Below are 17000 nucleotides of genomic sequence, written 5' to 3'. Positions count from 1 at the left end.
CAGATACGCCGGTTTCTTTACACAATTGTGGAACAGATACCGCATTGGGTGGCATCATCTTCTTGATTACTGATTCCTTAAATTCTTTCGAATAACTATTTTGCATCTTCTCCTCTCGCTTCGCCCTTCAAGTTTTTAGGTTTCAATTGAGGCGAAAGGTATCCTGACACATAGGGGAGACATAAAGTATATCTGGACTCAGGGAGGCTAATTGTATCTGACGATTGTCATTGACTTATATCCAGAGAGGTTAGAGCAGTTACTGGCTGGAGTACAAGCACGAAGATAAGGTTGGCTTATGATGCGATGAGAATACCTATCTAGCAGCGATGATCAGAGGTAGGATTGCATGTGCATTTTGATAGTCTGAATATGAGAGATTGCTGAAAAAAACAGGATCTTATTGTTGGTCTGAGCCACCTGGGAGATTGCTGGGATAATACGGTTGCTGAAAGCTCCTTTGGAAGCCTTAAACAGGAGTAGTGTCAGTGGCAATCCTTTCAAATGCGCTATGCGACGCAGCAAAAAATCCCTCAGTATATTACTGCGTTTATAATGGCCATAGACTGCTTTTATACCTGAGCTACAGAAATACTAACCAATATGAAGCAGAGGCAGCAAAAATTTTGATGCTTTTTGAAAAAATTTTCATGTACTGCAAAGTAACGTATTTTCTTTTTACCCTTGCAATTTTCATTTTCACGGCTTTCCCCGTATCGGCTAAAACGGGATGCAAGCTTGATACGGATCAGGGAATTGGCGCTTTAGGCCGTATCGAACCCCGCTCCCGTGTGATCAAGGTTTCCCATAATGCCGGACCAGAAGGCGCCCGCGTGGAGCAACTTTTTTTTCAGGAAGCTGATCGGGTCAAGGCGGGTGATAGATTGGCAACGCTCTCCGATCACGTCAAAAAGCGGGCCGAAGTGGCTGCAGCCAAAGCGCGCGTCAATTCGTTAAAAGCACAACGAATCGTCGAGCAGGTCGCACTGACTTTCAATAAGAAGGAGTATCTACGCTATCAATCACTCGAGCAGGTTTCCGCCGCCAGCGTCTCATTGACCGAAGCCAAGCGGTTGGCATTTGAACAATCGGAAGCGAATCTTGTGCGCTTGACGGCGGAAATCGCTAATGCGCAAGCAGAACTGAAAGTTGCCGAAGCCGCATTGGAAAATACGCTTATTCACGCCCCCATTTCTGGCACTGTTTTAAAGATTCTCACGTGGCCGGGCGAACGAATCGGTGATGAGGGTCTTTTGGAAATGGCGGATTTGTCCCAACTCGATGTGGTCGCGGAAGTTTATGAATCGGATTTGCTGCAAGTGCAGGTTGGGCAAATGGGATGCATTAGTGCTGTGGGTTTCAAGCGGCATTATCATGCCGAAGTCAGGGAGTTAGGTTTTTTAGTCAGGAAGAATGATTTGAATGACACGGATCCATTGGCAGACCGGGATAATCGCATCATTGAAGTGCGCCTGACGCTCGAACCTGAAGCCGTGACTGAGTTGCAGCATCAGATTCTTCGGCAGGTCTGGGTACGGATTGCACCATGAATCTCGTTGCCTGGGTTTATTTCCCAGCACGTCTAGCCTGGCGGCAGTTGATCTTTGATCGCACCAAATTGATTGCGGCTACCTGTGGCGTGTTATTCGCCTGTGTGCTAGTGTTCATGCAGCAGGGATTCAGAGATGCGCTTTATGCCAGTGCTGCTTCTGCACCGGTAAAGTTGCATGGTGATTTGTTTCTGATGCATAAGCAAAGTGAAGCGATGTGGCGTCCAATCCGCTTCAAACGCAGTGAACTGATGCGTGCATTGGGGAATCCGGCAGTCACCGAGGTTTATCCACTCTATCTCGGGCTGGCGCCTTTCAAGAACATCGAAACCCGAGGCAAAAGAACATTGATGGTTTACGGTTTTGATCCGGATTCCCTGATCTTTGATATCGAAGAGATTAAAAACAAGCGAACGGCATTGCGGCTCAAGGATACGGTGCTGTTTGACGAATATTCCCGCCCCGAGTTTGGACCGATGCGTCAATTGCTGGAAGCAGGCCGGAGAGTGACAGAGGTGAATGATTATAAAATCACCGTCGTTGGACTTTTCCGGCTGGGTGTATCATTTGCTGCTGACGGCAATATCGTCACGAGTGATCTGAACTTTATGCGTATTTTTCCAGACAGGAGTCTCAACGATATCGATTTGGGTGTCATCAAGCTGTATCCTGATACATCGATAAAACAGGTGCAGGCCGAGCTGAGCAGCCAGCTGAATGAATTCGTCAATATTTTTACCTATGAAGAGTTGCTGCAAAATGAAAAGAATTACTGGGCAAATATGGCGCCTATTGGCTTTATTTTTGGTTTTGGCACGGTGATGGGTCTGGTGGTGGGCCTGGTCATCGTCTATCAGATTCTGTTCACTGACATCACCAATCACCGTAATGAGTTCGCAACGCTGAAAGCCATGGGCTATGAACATGGTTATTTTATCCGCGTGGTGTTTGCATCTGCCTTCTTTCTGGCTATTTTGGGTTTTATTCCTGGCTATCTTTTTTCTCTCGGTTTATACCACCTGGCTGAATCCCAGATATTCATGCCCATGCCGATGACTTTTGCTAAAGCCATGACCGTGTTCCTGTTTATTCTTTCCATGTGCATGACAGCAGGATTCCTGGCAATACATAAGTTGAAAGCTGCCAATCCAGCCGATATGTTCTGATGTCTCCCGTCATTGATGTGTATGATCTGAATTTCAGCTTTGGCAGCGGCGCGCTCACGCAGCCTGTCCTGAAAAACGTCACCATCTCAATTCGAAAAGGCGAGATCGTGCTGATGACGGGTCCTTCCGGATCGGGTAAAACGACGTTCTTAACTATTATCGGTGGCCTGCGCCAGGCTTATCACGGCAGTGTAAGGGTGCTCGATCAGCAATTAATTAACAGTAGCGAGCAGGTTAAGGTGAGCGTCCGCCAGCAGATTGGTTATATTTTTCAGCAGCATAATCTGCTTAAATCGCTCACTGCGCTGCAAAATGTCAGCATGGCTTTAGAGATGCAGAACAGGATGACTGAACAGCAGAGGCTCGATCGCGCTGCAGAAATGCTGAATGCCGTGGGACTGGGTGAACGGCTCAATTACAAACCAGACCAGCTATCGGCAGGGCAGCGTCAGCGCGTTTCCATCGCCAGGGCTCTGGTGGGGCAACCCAAAATCGTGCTGGCCGATGAACCAACAGCCTCTCTGGACAAGCAAAGTGGTCATGAGGCGGTTACGATCCTGGAACGATTAGCCAAGGAGTCGCAAACCACCATTCTGCTGGTAACGCATGATTACCGTATTCTGGATATGGCCGATCGGGTAGTGGAGCTGGAAGATGGCGTGATCAAAGAAAAGTAGCAAAGCGATCCAATCAGACAGTCACACTCTAGAGTTGATAGGACATGGTGATCTTTAATAGTATTGGCCTGATAGTGCAGATGTCGGTTGCTATGCCGCGCAGTCATTCCCGGCAACTAGAGTACGAAGGTAACAATCATTGCCACCAGTAGCAGGATCTGCAATCGGTTAGCCGAGCGCGAGCGGGATGATCCAGGATTCCAGAGCCGGGGTTGTAACCGCTATTCCCTCTACCGCGCTGAGTACCGAGATGGTCGGAGTAATCATGCCGTCTCCGTCAAACAATGCTGCACCAAACAACCCAAGGGAGGTTAATGACCATACCGTAACCGTGAATTATCTTTTCCTGACCGTTGCGTCATCGCAATAAGCGCCCAAAAGATCAGCGAGAGCATACCAAGAACGTTTTGTGGCTCCGGCGGAAGCGCATGCGCGCCGCTGAAAGCTTCTTTCATGGCATAGAGCGGACTAGTGCCAATATCACCCTAGACTAAGCCTATTGCCCCCAACATGAGTGGCAATCTCATTTTGTTGTTGGAGATTTGGGGAGATTGGGCTGTTGTCATGATATAGGGAATTGAATCAGCTTCTCAGGTTTCCACTTTTTCATTTAACGACACCCATTTAACGACACCCGTATCCTTGAAACGATGCTGGTTTTGTCTTGTCATAGGGAATGTTAGCGAGGAAGTGTGGTGAACAATTCTGAGTAGAAAAATACCATACGTGTGTTTAACAGAAAAGTGTAATATTTTTTCCTCCTTAACTGAGGTTATTCTTATCATAACCAAAAGTAATACTTATGGAAAATATCTCTCTCGCAAGTCCGAGATCGATTAACAACCCTTATGTAAATCATCTCATTTTTCTTTTTGGCATTGTCTACTTTGCCCAAGGCATTGCTCAATCAGGAGGCCTCATAAATCTGCCTCTAAACTATTATCTAAAAGAAATAATGCAGTTAAACGAGGTAGGTGCTACTAGCTACCTTGCCATTCTAACTATTCCTTGGGTGATTAAACCCGTTTATGGTTTAGTGAGCGATTTCATCTCCCTGTTTGGATATCACCGCAAATCTTGGCTTTTAGTTCTAAACTTACTCTCCTGCTTAGGCTATCTTTGGTTAGCAGAAATAGCAGATGGTGACCAATTAATCATTGCTCTGCTCTTAACCGCCATAGGGACAGCAGCCTCAGACGTCATTATTGATGCTTTAATGGTGGAAAACGGCCGGAAATTTAACATGATGGGTCAATTCCAGGCTGTGCAGTGGTTTTGGTTTTATGTGGCGCAAATAGTTACCTCATTATTAGGTGGATGGTTAGCGGAGATGGCCGATCCCGGTACAGGTTTACGCACAGCAGCCATAATTGCGATGGTCGCTCCCGCAGCAATAGCACTGCTTAGCTGGTTAATAGTAAAAGAAGAAAAATCCTCTATGGATCTGGCCTCATTAAAGATCACAGTAAAGAGTCTACAGGAAGCTTTTCGAAGCCGCTTACTGTGGGCCACGATGTTGTTTCTGGTTTTTTGGAATTTTAGTCCAGGTTTTGGCATTCCCATTTACTATCATATGACCGACACGCTCAAATTTTCCCAATCGTTCATCGGTCAGCTTGGAGCAATAGGCTCAGCTGGTTCGATTCTTGGTGCCTGGCTCTATGGCAGATACATTTGTAATTACAACCTCGATTCTCAGCTTGTCTTCAGCATCATTGCCGGTGCTCTTAGCACTTTCTCTTATTTAAGTGTGATTAATCCAACACCTTATAGTGAAGAGCTGTTTATTGCATTGTCCTTCTTCTTTGGCATTACCAGCATGATTGCTCTGCTGGCTATCCTTACGCTTGCTGGCAAGGCTTGCCCTAAAAGAACAGAAGGCTTTACTTTTGCAGTGCTGATGTCGTTAACTAATGGATTTGCCCAGTTATCAGCTATGATAGGTTCTTGGATGCTGGTTAATTGGTTTGAAGGATACTTGCCTCCACTCATTATTCTTTCTGGTATTGCTACGCTATTTTGCTTACTCCTTCTTCCTGATCTAAAGGAATCAAGGTAAACCAATAGCATATTTACTGTGCTACTCGGATTACTTTTACTCAGTGCCTAAACAGTGAGATAATGGCGAAGAGTGAGGCTATACGAGTATGTCATATTTGCGTTTCTGATATTTACCTGAGTTAAGTTATTTCCAACCATTACGCAGTTCATCAAGGCTAGCGCGGCTAATCAGAGGGTCGGCGCGGCAATCAATTTTAGGGCAGGCATTACCCCATGTGTTTTTCAGCAGAAGCCAGTTTTATCGTCAGTGGCGCGCTTTCAATTGCTGGTGTAAGTGCAATCAGAAAAGTACGCGATAGAAAGGATATGTTCATCGCACTCATTCCATTGATATTTGCCCTGCAACAATTTACGGAAGGCTTGTTATGGGTCACCCTGGAAAATGAGGCGATATCCCATGCGCAATTCTGGCTGACCACTTTGTATGGGATTTTTATTGGCGTGATATGGCCTTTTTATGCGCCTTTTGCTCTTTATCAAGGAGAGGTAGAGCACCGTACTAGAAGAGTGATGATTTCCATGATAGTGATCGGCTTGGGTTTAGCGGCTTATACTATCACTGGTTTGATCAGTAAGCCGATCATAGTGTACATTGTGAATGGCAGTATTCGTTATGTGCATGACGTTGAGGGGCAGCAATTTGTGCTGGTCATGTATCTGTTTGCAACCTGTGTGCCATTCATTCTTTCAAGTGATCGGCACTTGAACATGACCGGGGCGGTGATTACACTGGGTTTCTTTGTGGCTTTTTATACCTATAGGGAAACATTTGCCTCGGTATGGTGCTTTTTTGCAGCGATAGCGAGTGCATTCATTTATGTTTACGTTATCAAACAGAATAAAAGGATTCAAACAGTGCAGGATTAACGTTTTTGCTTGCTTAAATAAGAGCGCAACAGTACCTTGCGCAACTCTTCCAGAAGTAGCATAGTTAAGCCAAAGGGAATAACATAGAGCCAGATATCGAGACCGATGGGCGCGGTACCGAACAGGCTATTACCCCATGGCGTATAAATGATCACCAGGATCAGACTTATTTCTACTGCTATGCCTAGCAGCAGGGGATTACCAAACCAGGCAGAACGAAACACAGATTCTGTCGGATGGCGGCAGAGGAAGGCATTTATGACCTGCATCACGATAATAGCCGCTAAGCAGGCGGTAGTGGCTTGCAGGTAAAGGGGGTGATTGGCAGACAGCATTTGCCCATATTGCCAACCACCTTCATCCAAAACATAAAAAAACATCGCCATGGCTGCTGCCGCTTCCATTAAACCCAGAAACAGATAGGCGCATCCCAGCAAAGGCCAGTGAAGCAAACGTCATTGCGTGCACGCGGTGGTTTTTGCATGACATCGTTGCGTGGTGCCTCAGCGCCAAGTGCTAATGCGGGCAGGATATCCGTCCCCAGATCCACTGCGAGGATTTGCACGATGGTCAGCGGCAGTGGGATTTTGCATAGCATAAAAGCGAGATAGGGAATGATTTCGGGCACATTCGAGGTGAGGATATAGGTCATGAATTTACGGATATTCTCGAAAACAGTCCGTCCTTTCTCGATGGCAGATACGATATGAGCAAAATTATCATCGAGCAAAATGATGTCGGCCGATTCCTTGGCGACATCCGTGCCGGAAATGCCCATGCTGATGCCAATATCTGCAATTTTCAGTGCAGGTGCATCGTTGACACCATCACCAGTGACAGCAACGATTTCCCCTTTCTTCTTTAACGCCTGCACGATGCGCATTTTCTGATCGGCGCCCACTCGGGCAAAAATGATGTCCGTGGTATCCAGCGCCAGTTGCAATTGAATTGGAGATATACGGCGTAATTCATCGCCTACGATGATGAGCGGGTTCTGTGCTAGACCAATTTCTCTGGCGATTGCACGGGCAGTATGGGGATGATCGCCGGTAATCATAATGACCTTGATGCCTGCGGAGCGGCAGCGGTTAATGGCTGCTGGCACTTCCGCACGCGGCGGATCTTCTATTCCTACCAGCCCGCACAGCGTGAGTTTTTCTTCCAGGCATTCCAACTTAGCTTGCGCAGGGCAGCCGCGAAATGCCAGTGCAAGCATCCGCAGACCCTGTTCTGCCATCGATTCTTGCGCATCGAGCAGGTGTTGCCGCCGCACCTCATTCAAAGATTGTACCCTGCCATCCAGATAAATGTCTTGGCAGAGGGGTAGCACGGTTTCCAGCGCCCCTTTGCAGTACAGTCTGTCGCCCTCGGTTGTGCGGTATAACAGTGAAAGTCATTTGCGGTCGGTATCAAATGGGATTTCGGCAATATGCGTATGCTCAGGGTAAGCGGTGCTGGCTATTTGTGCTAGCTCAAACAATGCAACTTCGATCGGGTCACCCAGCAAAACTTGTTTGCCTTCACGCTTTCCTTGCTTGAGATTGTGGCAATATCTGGCTACGGTGATTAACGGATGATGACGCAATCGGTTAATTTCTCCGGGTAAGCAGAAATCCCTGCCAAAAACAACTGCTTCACGGTCATGCGGTTTTGCGTCAGTGTGCCGGTTTTGTCCGTGCAAATGACCGTGGTGGCACCCAGTGTTTCCACTGCCGGGAGATGACGCACTAGTGCATTTTTCTTCGCCATGCGCTGAGTGGCCATGGCTAATGCCAGTGTGACTGTCGGCAGCAGTCCTTCCGGTACATTGGCAACGATAATACCAATGGCAAAAATTAGACTGCTCCAGAAAGGCAGTTCCAGCCACAGACCGATCAGGAAAAATACCGCACCAAAGCATATTGACAGCATGGCAATGAGGCGTCTCAGCCGCTTGATTTCAAGCTGCAGTGGCGACAAGGTAGTGTGTCAGGTGTGCGATCTTGCCAAATTCGCTGTGCATCCCCGTCGCGTAAACCAGCGCCTTGGCTTCGCCTGAGACCATGAGGGTGCCAGCAAGTAACACATTGTGGCTGTTCTGCGCCTCATCCTCGCTGGAATGCCCGCTGCTACGCGCTCTAGAGAGTGATTTTCCAGTAATGATGGCATTATTGACGCGGACGCCAAAGGCTTCGAGCAAGCGGCAATCAGCCGGGACGATATCGCCGTCACTTAAAAGAATGATATCTCCTGGTACCAGTTCACTCGCTGGAATTTGCCTGATAGTGCCAGCGCGCATGACTTTGACCTGATGCGGCAGCAGCTTGCGCAGGGCCGCGACTGCTTCCTGTGGGCGGTATTCCTGCCAGAACGAAAACATGCCATTGATGATGATCACGCCTATAATGGCATAGCCTAGCATGGCCATGCCCTGACCAGGTTCACGCCATTCAGCTACAAAAGCCAGTATAGCGGCCAGCCATAAGATCAATGCGAAGAAATGGATGAATTCCTGAATAAAGCTGGGCAACAGGTGCTTTTCTTCAACTGCTTCTACATGATTCGGACCATACTCCAGCAACCGTCGCTGTGCTTCCTGCTCCGATAGAGCAGTGGGACTGCTGCGCAAACTGGTATAGGCCTGTTCTTCAGTCAGCTGATGGATCTTCATAGTGTTTTATGCCCATCCATTGAACATGAGATAATACTCTGCCATCCTGTTAGTAAAACGTCCAGTGACGGCAGCTGCACGGGAAATGCTTCCTGCCGGTCAGCAGGTGGAAGGGTCTGGAAGTGACCAGAACTTCTTTAGATAGTTGATCGCATAGGCTGGAATCTTAACTAATCATCGGTACGAGCCAGTCATCCTGATGATGCAGCGATGATTTTACTAATTTATAGGCTCTGTGCTGTTGTATCAACCATCTGATGCTTGGGTAATCGTGTTCGCCATAGCACTGCCAACATGCTGCCGAGCAAGGAGTGCGTTACGGCTGAGACTGCACCGACTACCGGTGCCAACAGCAGTAGTGGGAAAGCCTGTTTGGCTAAGACGATGGCAAGGCCGGAATTTTGCATGCCGACTTCGACGGAAATGGTGCGGGCGCTGTGAGATGAGCAACCTGCAGCACGGGCAAAGTAATAGCCCAGCAGGAAGCCGCCTCCATGCAGTAAGACCGCGGCTAGAATGAGCTCGGCACCATGGTTGAGAATCGACACTGCATGAGCGGCAAATACCACCGCACAGATCACGCATACGCCTAGCACCGATAACAGTGGCGCAACCGGCATAACACGTTGCACCAGTTGCGGCGCCCAGCGATTGAGCAGCACACCTAGGATGATCGGGATAATTACGACTTGCAAAGTTTGCTGGAACAACATCCAGCTATCAACTGGTACCAAAGCGCCAGCAAATAGGTGCGTCAGTAGCGGAGTGAAAATGACCGCTGCCAGTGTGGAGCACACCGTCATCAAGACGGAAAGCGCTACATCTGCCTTGGCGATATAGGTCACCAGATTTGAGGCGGTGCCGCCTGGGCAGCAGCCAACTAGAATCAGACCAATGGCAAAGTGAGGTGGCAGATTGAGCGCAGAAGCGATTCCCCATGCCAGCAATGGCATGATGGAATATTGTGCGACAAAGCCAATTACCACTGCTTTCGGTATGCGCATGATCCTGCGGAAATCATCAAAAGTCAGGGTCAGCCCCATGCACAGCATGATAAAGGCCAGCATTGACACCATGATCGATCCTTGATTGAGAGGAGCAAACCAGTGCGGCCAGCATAATGCCATGGCGCTGGCAACAATGGCCCAGAGCGGAAACAGCAAAGTGAGTTGTTGCAGCATAATGGATGAGCGGGTTAGTTGCGGATTTCTGGCAGGCTGGAGTGAGTAAATAAGAGCGTATAGTGCTGACCATAACGGTTGATTATGCAGCTAGCATTCAAGCTGGCGGCTTGCGCCATTTCCTGCAAGATGGAAAGGCACTCAGGGTAATCATAATCATGTACATGCGCGCAGGCTTCCTCCAATTGATCATGCGGTACCTTGAGCCAGTTCTCGCGCATGAATTTCAGATAACCCTCCAGGTAATTTTCCCTGCTCTGGTTTTCCTCGCGCACGACATCTACCAGAATCAACCAGCCATTTTCTGCGAGGCAGCGTCCGGCAGCATGAAAAAACCGCGCCTTTTCCTCGGTTAGCAGGTGATGGACAGCAAATCCCGAAAAGATCACATCCCAGGTTTTATCAGTTGACTCGATTGCTGCCAACAGATCGCCATGCGTTAGTGTAACTGGCGCAGTGAGTTTTGCCAGATAGCTGCGCGCCTCAGCCAGCGCGGCTTCCGACAAGTCGACTCCTTCATACAGCGCAGGAGGAGACTGTTTCAGGCAGGGCGCCAGATAGCGTGCATTGCCGCATCCCAGATCCAGCAGCCTATATTGTCCGAGATCCTTGCGTAACTTGAGGAGATCGCAAATACTGCGATAGATTTCCTGATGGAACATGTAATTGTGCGCTGTGATCAGATCATACAATGACCAGGAACGCGTGAAGATAGCGGTTGATTGAGCGGACGTCATGGGTATTGTCGCAATGAAAATGATGATAGTGGGAACAATATAAGTAGCTGTAATACTTTACACCAGGTGACGATGTTATGGGTGAATGAAGCTCAGATTCTTTACCCAGGAATTATTAGCCACGTTACGACAGACGCTGGCCATACTTCAGAAGCCATGGCACATGAAGAAATGGGTCATGCCAAAGATGCACTCAAGCATGCCAAAGAGAGTCTGGGACATGCTAAAGCGGCAAGAGACGATCATGCTGCGTCTCACAAGCAATATGGAAGAAGCCATCAAGCATATACGCGAGTCCGGCTATTAACCGTGGCAACAAGTACCTACCTCCAGCAGCAAGGCTGGGGAATTGAATAAAGGTAGGTAAAGGCGGCCTATTTTTCCAAAAACTATCCGTTGGCTAAATAATCTCCTTCTAGCCCGATATCTGAGGTGTCAATAAAACGTTTGCTGCAGTCTAACAAAATCACGATTGATTTGTTTGAGCGGCTATAGACTCTGCCAGAGTGCCGTTATCATCAGAGCAGGCAGTGGCCAGTGCGGGCAAAGAGGGTGATCGACCTTTCGGCAGCTAAAATGCCCTTTCTTTGCTTTTATGGATTATTTATATTGTTTTTTTGCAATGTATGTTATAAAGAAAAAACGTGCTGCTTAGTCCGGGAAAATTCTGAACCGGACTGACTCTTTTCCTGGAAAGTTTGGGAAGTGGGTTGCACGATCTTTATCAAGAATGGTTTGACAATATTAATCTTAAGCAAAATAAGGAGTAATCGTCATGAAAGCGATATCAACTATTATTGCAATTGGAATGTTGGCATTTTTCTTGAATACCCAGGCCTATGCAACGGATGCCGGCCATAAGGCGGAAGCGTTGGAACATGCTGAGGAAGCAGTAAAACATGGCAAAATGGGTCATGCCAAAGAGTTATCCGAGCATGCAAAAGAAAGTTTGATGCATGCCAAAGCTGCAAGCAAGGGGGGCGCTGATGCTCATATGGATGAAGCGATCAAGCATTTAGAGGAAGGCATCAAGCATGCAGATATGGGTCATGCCGATGAAGGAACCAAACATACCGAAGAAGCCATAAGCCATATGCGTGAATCGGGTCCCAAATCTCCTCATTAATCGTGGTGGTAAAAAGTACGCGCCCCCAGCATGGCTGGGGGTTTAATGGAAAGTGGATATCTTTTGTCAGTTCATTCATTGAATGAAGAAGTGGTTCTTTAGCACTCTCCCTATCAAGGCACCTCAATAAAATACTTATCATGACTTAACATCTACCCGATGTAGACTGTTTGTTTCGATGCAGGCAGTGAAGACGGCTGCTGCTATTTCTGATTTTACTAGCACTACCTGGTTGACGTACATTGACACCATGCATAGCAGGTAATGTGTCAAATTGTTCATGCCAACTCGTTCGAGCATTGCAATCTTTTCCGTTTTCGTTGAAACTCTTATTTGTCATAGAGGATCAATATATAGTTTTTTGCTGCTCTTACTAATTTGTCATTCTTAAATTAAAACAATCTATGCCATCCAAGCTCTTATTTCTCCCTGGTGCATCAGGAAATACGCAGTTCTGGTTGCCGGTGGCAAATCTACTCACGTATCCCGCAGAAAAAGTTTTCTTAAAATGGCCCGGCTTTGGTTCTACGCCACCCGATCCTAAAGTGAATTGCATGCATGATTTGGTTGATTTGGTTATTGCCGAGATTGACCAGCCGGTTGCACTCATCGCGCAATCGATGGGATGTGTCATGGCTATCCATGCCACCCTGCAGAAACCTAAATTCGTCACCCACCTGGTTATGGCGGTTACCTCTGGCGGCATGGATCTGGAAAGCTTTGGCGCACAGGATTGGCGCCCGCTGATACATGCGGCTAATCCGTCATTTCCTCGCTGGTTTTCTGATTATGATGAAGACCTGACACCAGAATTTCACAAGATCCAGGCACTTACTCTACTTTTATGGGGTGATGCCGATCCGATCAGTCCGGTCAGTGTAGGGCAACGACTCGCTTCCTTGTTGCCGCACGCCAAACTGCACATTGTGTCAGGTGGAGATCACAATCTGGCCATGATTCACGCCAAAGCAGTTGCTCCGTTGATTGATGAACACCTTACCAAAGTAATTTGAGTGATCGGCTCGACTTTAAATGATGATGTACATTGATCATACGCCGGCTTTGATTGCTTTAACTATCCTCGCTGCTCTCTGTGTTATCACCATGATAGCTATCGGTATCAAGGTTGGAGGAGAACTCAGCCGGCCTGCTCATCGAGCCGTTGAAAGTGCACCGCATGACTTGCCTGCCGAGCCGGTGGTATTACAAAACACAGTGAACGGAATGGTTGAATTGGTTTCGGGGTGGCTTATACGCGGAACGCCGGGAATGGGTGTGGTTTTGCTGCTTCATGGTTTGCGCAATGATCGAAGCCAGGTGTTGGGGCGTGCCAGATTTCTTTTTCAGGCTGGCTACTCGATCATGCTTATTGACCTTCCTGCTCATGGTGAAAGCAGTGGTGAGCGCATTACTTTTGGTTACCGGGAGGCTGAAGGAGTCAAGGCTACTATGCATTATCTGGCAGAGACGTTTCCAAGTGAAAAGTATGCGGTGATTGGGGTTTCACTGGGCGCAGCATCACTCGTGCTTTCACGGCTATCGCCTGCTCCCAGTGCCGTTGTGCTGGAGTCGATGTACCCAACCATTGAAGATGCGATCACGCGCAGATTACAGAAGCGGCTTGGCCCGCTCGGCAGCCTGTTGACACCGATATTTCTCTGGCAACTGCCTATTCGGCTGGGTATTACGGCAGACCAGCTTCGCCCCATTGCTAATCTACCTGCATTGCATAGTCCGGTTCTTATCATATCGGGCGCAGAAGATCGACATCCCACCGTGGCAGAAACACAATGTTTGTTTGAGTCTGCCAATCAGCCAAAAGAGTTGTGGATTGTTGCAGGCGCCGCCCATATTGATCTCCATGCACATAATCCCAAGGAATATGAAGCCAGAGTGCTGGCTTTTTTGGGCAAATACCTTCAAAGTAGAAATTAATTCCTAACTTCTAGTCATTGTCCGGCTGCTTAGGATGCACCGGATAACACAAAAGCAATTCCATTAAGCGGCCAGCTGCGGTTGCGAGCGTGATTTTCATCGCTGCCTGATAACCTGCCTTTGAAGTTTTTGTCATAGTATCTGCTGGACTCCACTCAAATATTTTTGATGCATATTTATAAAAATTCAATATTCACAAATTCTTCACGGATGTCAACGAATTTTTCACAAACATCATGTTAAGTTAATAGTTGAGTAATTTACTTTGTTATTCGAACCGATGAGTCGGGCTTTCGATCCAGATACATGTTTTGAGCAGAGAAGCTGTGTCAATAATTGGTTCCTTTTGCGTCAGCTTGCATAACAAGCAGGACAGAAATGAGAAGATATTGAACGTCAACCAGCTCAGGCATGTTTGGGATGATCAGGAAAACTTGACCCGAAAGACAATCACGAACAGGAGTACTAATATTATGTCAGTAGTAATTGATAAGGGTAAACAAGTACAAAAAGATGAAGCCAAGATCAGATTAGTAAAGGATGCCCCGGAAAAGCTTACAGAGGCTACCGCTGTAGATGCAAAGTCTAATCTTGACCAGTCAATCGACAAATCCCCGGTAGAAACTTTGCGCGCTGTTGAAACCACAATCCCGGTTTTCGACGAGCACAAGGTAATTCATGATCTGAAGCATCGCCTGCCAAACCAGGCTCCGCTGAAAAACTTCATTCATCATAACACCTTGCACGCGTTTCAGGATCTCAAATTCTATGATGGTATACGTCATGCAAAAAGAATATTTGGCTACTTTCCCTCGCTGGCGCTGGGTGAATACAGGGAACTCTATGAGTCCCGACGTATTCGCAAGGATGTCCTGGAGAGAGTCATTACCGAGCGCAAAGGAGTCGAACAGCTTGATGAATGGATGCAAAAACTGCTTTACAAGAAATATGACGAATCCGTTACTCCTCGCGTGGGGCAGCTCAGAAAAAACTGGAAGAGAAAGTATCCGATTGACCTGGATCTGATGGTTCATCCGCTTCTTTTCCGGATACTTTGCAGTTATCTTGATCAAGGGATATCTGTCTGGGGTTTCCCTATCGGGAATAAAGGTTTTCTTGCTGCCATGAGGGAAATGGAAGCGAAGAGCTTTAGCAGTTTCTTTAAGACTAAAAGGGCTAAAGATTTACTCGTTTCTGGAAATTGTGAGCTCAAGCATCTGCTGAAGCTCGTTGTGGGAGATGAATCACTCTACGAACAGTATTTGTATGATCAGCAGTTTGCTCATCCTGGCTGGTCAGGTATTGTTTCCGCTATTGAAGATCAGCCGGAATCCTTGCTCAATCAGAAGGAGGTCTCACTGCATGATCTACTTGTCTTTGAGTTACTCATGGAAATCGACGCGTTGGATTCCTATTTCGGGGAAAACTGGCAGCCGATCGGCAGTATTCTGGAAGAGAGACCGGTTTCACTTTTCGACGATGTTCCTGAAACGGAAGTGGACGAGGCTTATTCACTCTGGCATGACGCTTTCGAATGGTCTTATTATGACCAGGTACTGACTGGTATTGCCCAACAGGACAAGAGCTGGGAAAGGAAGATCGAGAACAAAAGCTTTCAGACTTTCTTTTGTATTGATGACCGGCTTACTTCGTTTCGTCGCTACCTCGAACAACTCGATCCGAATTGCGAAACCTTTACTACTGCAGGATTTTTCAATGTGGAGCTGTATTATCAGCCGGAAAATGGAAAATTCTATACCAAATGCTGCCCCGCTCCGGTTTTCCCGAAATACTTGGTCAAAGAGGTGGGTAGCAACGGAAAGATAAAGAAAGAGGCTCATTTCTCGAAGTCGTCGCATTCTCTCTTTCATGGTTGGCTGATTTCACAGACTCTTGGATTCGTGTCTGCCCTCAGGCTGGCACTGAATGTTTTTAGGCCGTCCGATATGCCTGCTATGGCTTCCTCCTTTGCTCATATGAGCGAAGTTTCGGAGCTCACTATCGAAAATAAGAACCCGGAAGACAAGGAAAACGGATTACAGATTGGATTCACCATTCCGGAGATGATCCAGCGGGTGGAAGGTGTTCTGAACAGCACCTCGCTGAATGGCGTGGCAAAGACCTTTGCACCCATCGTCTATATCATCGGCCATGGCGCCACTAGCGTTAACAACCCTCACTATGCCGCTTACGATTGTGGAGCCTGTGGTGGTAGACCTGGTTCAGTCAATGCGAGAACCTTCTGCTATATGGCCAATCACCCCAAGGTCAGGGAGGGACTTGCTGCAAAAGGAATCATTATTCCACCGGAGACGCAATTCGTTCCAGGCCTGCACGATACCACGCGTGACGAGGTGGCGTTTTTCGATGAAAACAAGCTCTCGTCGGAGAATGCGGCGATGCATAGGAGAAATTCTCTGGTATTTACCGAAGCCCTGGATCTGCATGCGAAAGAGAGATCAAGAAGACTGGTGTCCATCAACACCAAGATGAGTCCCAGAGAGATTCATGAAGAAATCCGCCGCAGATCGGTTTCGTTATTCGAACCCCGGCCGGAACTCAATCACGCCACCAACGCGGTTTGTATCGTTGGTAGACGCAGTTTGTCCGAAAACCTGTTTCTGGACAGACGGGCGTCATCGAGTTCTTACGACTATCGGGCTGATCCCGAAGGCAAGTTCCTCGCCATCTCTATGGGACCCATCGCGCCGGTTATGGGAGGTATTGATCTCGAGTATTTTTTCTCCCGAACCGACAATCATAAAATGGGTGCGGGAACAAAGCTGCCCCACAACGTTATGGGACTTATCGGAGTGGCAAACTGCGCTGATGGTGATCTGAGAACCGGTCTGCCAAGCCAGATGATCGAAGTACACGATCCTGTTCGTCTCCTTGTCATCATAGAACACTATCCTGATGTAGTGCTGAAGGTGATCAAGGCTGCTGCAGCAAATTATTCATTTTATGAAAATTATTGGGTGCACACCGTGGTGGTACACCCGGAAACGGGTCAGCTGCACTTATTTAAGGACGGAAACTTCTCGACTGTG

18 protein-coding genes and 1 pseudogene are annotated in these 17000 nt (G+C 47.6%); 10 read left to right on the top strand and 9 right to left on the bottom strand.

The window, feature by feature from the left end:
• Positions 1 to 650 precede the first annotated feature (650 nt).
• From J5I83_RS11300 to J5I83_RS11290, 3 genes are read left to right on the top strand one after another with little or no spacing between them, the layout of a single operon-like run.
• Positions 651 to 1550 carry an efflux RND transporter periplasmic adaptor subunit gene (locus tag J5I83_RS11300; RefSeq protein WP_304056107.1) on the top strand — a complete coding sequence of 300 codons (900 nt, stop codon included), beginning with the start codon at positions 651 to 653 and terminating at the stop codon, positions 1548 to 1550.
• The gene (devC, locus tag J5I83_RS11295; RefSeq protein ID WP_304056106.1) at positions 1547 to 2716 is read left to right on the top strand and encodes an ABC transporter permease DevC; all 1170 of its coding nucleotides are present in this window, start codon (positions 1547 to 1549) and stop codon (positions 2714 to 2716) included. Before J5I83_RS11300 ends, devC begins: the two co-directional genes overlap by 4 nt.
• Positions 2716 to 3393 (top strand): ATP-binding cassette domain-containing protein, encoded by a 678-nt coding sequence (locus tag J5I83_RS11290; protein WP_304056104.1) that lies wholly within the window; start codon positions 2716 to 2718, stop codon positions 3391 to 3393. The genes devC and J5I83_RS11290 overlap by 1 nt, the downstream gene beginning before the upstream one ends.
• A 168-nt stretch (positions 3394 to 3561) precedes the next feature.
• Here the strand turns inward: J5I83_RS11290 and J5I83_RS11285 are convergent, their stop codons facing one another.
• Both J5I83_RS11285 and J5I83_RS11280 read right to left on the bottom strand, forming a co-directional pair.
• Positions 3562 to 3660: a KUP/HAK/KT family potassium transporter gene (locus J5I83_RS11285; protein ID WP_304056102.1), complete on the bottom strand. Its 99-nt coding sequence runs from the start codon at positions 3658 to 3660 to the stop codon at positions 3562 to 3564.
• Between the two features lie 44 nt (positions 3661 to 3704).
• Positions 3705 to 3848, bottom strand: a complete 144-nt coding sequence (locus J5I83_RS11280) for a KUP/HAK/KT family potassium transporter (protein ID WP_304056099.1) — start codon at positions 3846 to 3848, stop codon at positions 3705 to 3707.
• A gap of 347 nt (positions 3849 to 4195) precedes the next feature.
• Between J5I83_RS11280 and J5I83_RS11275 the strand changes: the two genes are divergently transcribed.
• A complete protein-coding gene (locus J5I83_RS11275) occupies positions 4196 to 5452 on the top strand; it encodes an MFS transporter (protein ID WP_304056097.1) in 1257 nt (418 codons plus the stop codon).
• 215 nt (positions 5453 to 5667) lie between these two features.
• Positions 5668 to 6321, top strand: a complete 654-nt coding sequence (locus J5I83_RS11270; RefSeq protein ID WP_304056095.1) for a DUF6629 family protein — start codon at positions 5668 to 5670, stop codon at positions 6319 to 6321.
• On the opposite strand, the pseudogene J5I83_RS11265 reads toward J5I83_RS11270, so the two are convergent.
• The 6 genes and pseudogenes from J5I83_RS11265 to J5I83_RS11240 all read right to left on the bottom strand — a co-directional run bounded on the left by J5I83_RS11265 (position 6318) and on the right by J5I83_RS11240 (position 10889).
• A pseudogene (locus tag J5I83_RS11265) lies at positions 6318 to 7558 on the bottom strand (cation-translocating P-type ATPase). The gene J5I83_RS11270 and the pseudogene J5I83_RS11265 overlap by 4 nt on opposite strands.
• Before the next feature lie 156 nt (positions 7559 to 7714).
• Entirely contained in the window at positions 7715 to 7906 is a 192-nt protein-coding gene (locus tag J5I83_RS11260; protein WP_304056094.1) for a hypothetical protein, read from the bottom strand.
• The gene (locus tag J5I83_RS11255; protein WP_304056092.1) at positions 7888 to 8232 is read right to left on the bottom strand and encodes an HAD-IC family P-type ATPase; all 345 of its coding nucleotides are present in this window, start codon (positions 8230 to 8232) and stop codon (positions 7888 to 7890) included. Before J5I83_RS11255 ends, J5I83_RS11260 begins: the two co-directional genes overlap by 19 nt.
• A 28-nt stretch (positions 8233 to 8260) precedes the next feature.
• The gene (locus J5I83_RS11250; RefSeq protein WP_304056089.1) at positions 8261 to 8971 is read right to left on the bottom strand and encodes a cation-transporting P-type ATPase; all 711 of its coding nucleotides are present in this window, start codon (positions 8969 to 8971) and stop codon (positions 8261 to 8263) included.
• A gap of 224 nt (positions 8972 to 9195) precedes the next feature.
• The gene (locus J5I83_RS11245) at positions 9196 to 10152 is read right to left on the bottom strand and encodes a bile acid:sodium symporter family protein (protein WP_304056087.1); all 957 of its coding nucleotides are present in this window, start codon (positions 10150 to 10152) and stop codon (positions 9196 to 9198) included.
• A 14-nt stretch (positions 10153 to 10166) separates the two neighbouring features.
• On the bottom strand, positions 10167 to 10889 hold the full coding sequence (locus tag J5I83_RS11240; protein ID WP_304056085.1) for a class I SAM-dependent methyltransferase: 723 nt from the start codon (positions 10887 to 10889) through the stop codon (positions 10167 to 10169).
• 81 nt (positions 10890 to 10970) lie between these two features.
• Here J5I83_RS11240 and J5I83_RS11235 point away from each other — a divergent pair, with 81 nt between their 5' ends.
• From J5I83_RS11235 to J5I83_RS11220, 4 genes are all read left to right on the top strand, one after another.
• Positions 10971 to 11246 carry a small metal-binding protein SmbP gene (locus J5I83_RS11235; protein WP_304056084.1) on the top strand — a complete coding sequence of 92 codons (276 nt, stop codon included), beginning with the start codon at positions 10971 to 10973 and terminating at the stop codon, positions 11244 to 11246.
• A gap of 418 nt (positions 11247 to 11664) precedes the next feature.
• Positions 11665 to 12015, top strand: coding sequence for a small metal-binding protein SmbP (gene smbP / locus J5I83_RS11230; RefSeq protein ID WP_304056082.1), 351 nt, complete (start codon positions 11665 to 11667; stop codon positions 12013 to 12015).
• Between the two features lie 404 nt (positions 12016 to 12419).
• A complete protein-coding gene (locus J5I83_RS11225) occupies positions 12420 to 13028 on the top strand; it encodes an alpha/beta hydrolase (RefSeq protein ID WP_304056080.1) in 609 nt (202 codons plus the stop codon).
• A gap of 22 nt (positions 13029 to 13050) precedes the next feature.
• Positions 13051 to 13950 (top strand): alpha/beta hydrolase, encoded by a 900-nt coding sequence (locus J5I83_RS11220; RefSeq protein ID WP_304056077.1) that lies wholly within the window; start codon positions 13051 to 13053, stop codon positions 13948 to 13950.
• Positions 13951 to 13960: 10 nt separating this feature from the next.
• On the opposite strand, the gene J5I83_RS11215 is transcribed toward J5I83_RS11220, so the two are convergent.
• Positions 13961 to 14086 carry a hypothetical protein gene (locus J5I83_RS11215; protein ID WP_304056076.1) on the bottom strand — a complete coding sequence of 42 codons (126 nt, stop codon included), beginning with the start codon at positions 14084 to 14086 and terminating at the stop codon, positions 13961 to 13963.
• A 337-nt stretch (positions 14087 to 14423) separates the two neighbouring features.
• Here J5I83_RS11215 and J5I83_RS11210 point away from each other — a divergent pair.
• Positions 14424 to 17000: DUF2309 domain-containing protein (locus J5I83_RS11210; RefSeq protein WP_304056073.1), on the top strand; the 2577-nt coding region annotated here is incomplete at its 3' end.

This window comes from Nitrosomonas communis (assembly GCF_024102715.1).
Taxonomy (GTDB): Bacteria; Pseudomonadota; Gammaproteobacteria; order Burkholderiales; family Nitrosomonadaceae; genus Nitrosomonas; species Nitrosomonas communis_B.
This window is presented reverse-complemented; position numbering and strand designations above follow the sequence as displayed.

Excerpts from the sequence above, each read along its gene's own strand:
- J5I83_RS11300 (WP_304056107.1), top strand. The coding sequence starts at position 651 with ATGTACTGCAAAGTAACGTATTTTCTTTTTACCCTTGCAATTTTCATT.
- devC (WP_304056106.1), top strand. The coding sequence starts at position 1,547 with ATGAATCTCGTTGCCTGGGTTTATTTCCCAGCACGTCTAGCCTGGCGG.
- J5I83_RS11290 (WP_304056104.1), top strand. The coding sequence starts at position 2,716 with ATGTCTCCCGTCATTGATGTGTATGATCTGAATTTCAGCTTTGGCAGC.
- J5I83_RS11285 (WP_304056102.1), bottom strand. The coding sequence starts at position 3,660 with ATGATTACTCCGACCATCTCGGTACTCAGCGCGGTAGAGGGAATAGCG.
- J5I83_RS11280 (WP_304056099.1), bottom strand. The coding sequence starts at position 3,848 with ATGAAAGAAGCTTTCAGCGGCGCGCATGCGCTTCCGCCGGAGCCACAA.
- J5I83_RS11275 (WP_304056097.1), top strand. The coding sequence starts at position 4,196 with ATGGAAAATATCTCTCTCGCAAGTCCGAGATCGATTAACAACCCTTAT.
- J5I83_RS11270 (WP_304056095.1), top strand. The coding sequence starts at position 5,668 with ATGTGTTTTTCAGCAGAAGCCAGTTTTATCGTCAGTGGCGCGCTTTCA.
- J5I83_RS11255 (WP_304056092.1), bottom strand. The coding sequence starts at position 8,232 with ATGCTGTCAATATGCTTTGGTGCGGTATTTTTCCTGATCGGTCTGTGG.
- J5I83_RS11250 (WP_304056089.1), bottom strand. The coding sequence starts at position 8,971 with ATGAAGATCCATCAGCTGACTGAAGAACAGGCCTATACCAGTTTGCGC.
- J5I83_RS11245 (WP_304056087.1), bottom strand. The coding sequence starts at position 10,152 with ATGCTGCAACAACTCACTTTGCTGTTTCCGCTCTGGGCCATTGTTGCC.
- J5I83_RS11240 (WP_304056085.1), bottom strand. The coding sequence starts at position 10,889 with ATGACGTCCGCTCAATCAACCGCTATCTTCACGCGTTCCTGGTCATTG.
- smbP (WP_304056082.1), top strand. The coding sequence starts at position 11,665 with ATGAAAGCGATATCAACTATTATTGCAATTGGAATGTTGGCATTTTTC.
- J5I83_RS11225 (WP_304056080.1), top strand. The coding sequence starts at position 12,420 with ATGCCATCCAAGCTCTTATTTCTCCCTGGTGCATCAGGAAATACGCAG.
- J5I83_RS11220 (WP_304056077.1), top strand. The coding sequence starts at position 13,051 with ATGATGTACATTGATCATACGCCGGCTTTGATTGCTTTAACTATCCTC.
- J5I83_RS11215 (WP_304056076.1), bottom strand. The coding sequence starts at position 14,086 with ATGACAAAAACTTCAAAGGCAGGTTATCAGGCAGCGATGAAAATCACG.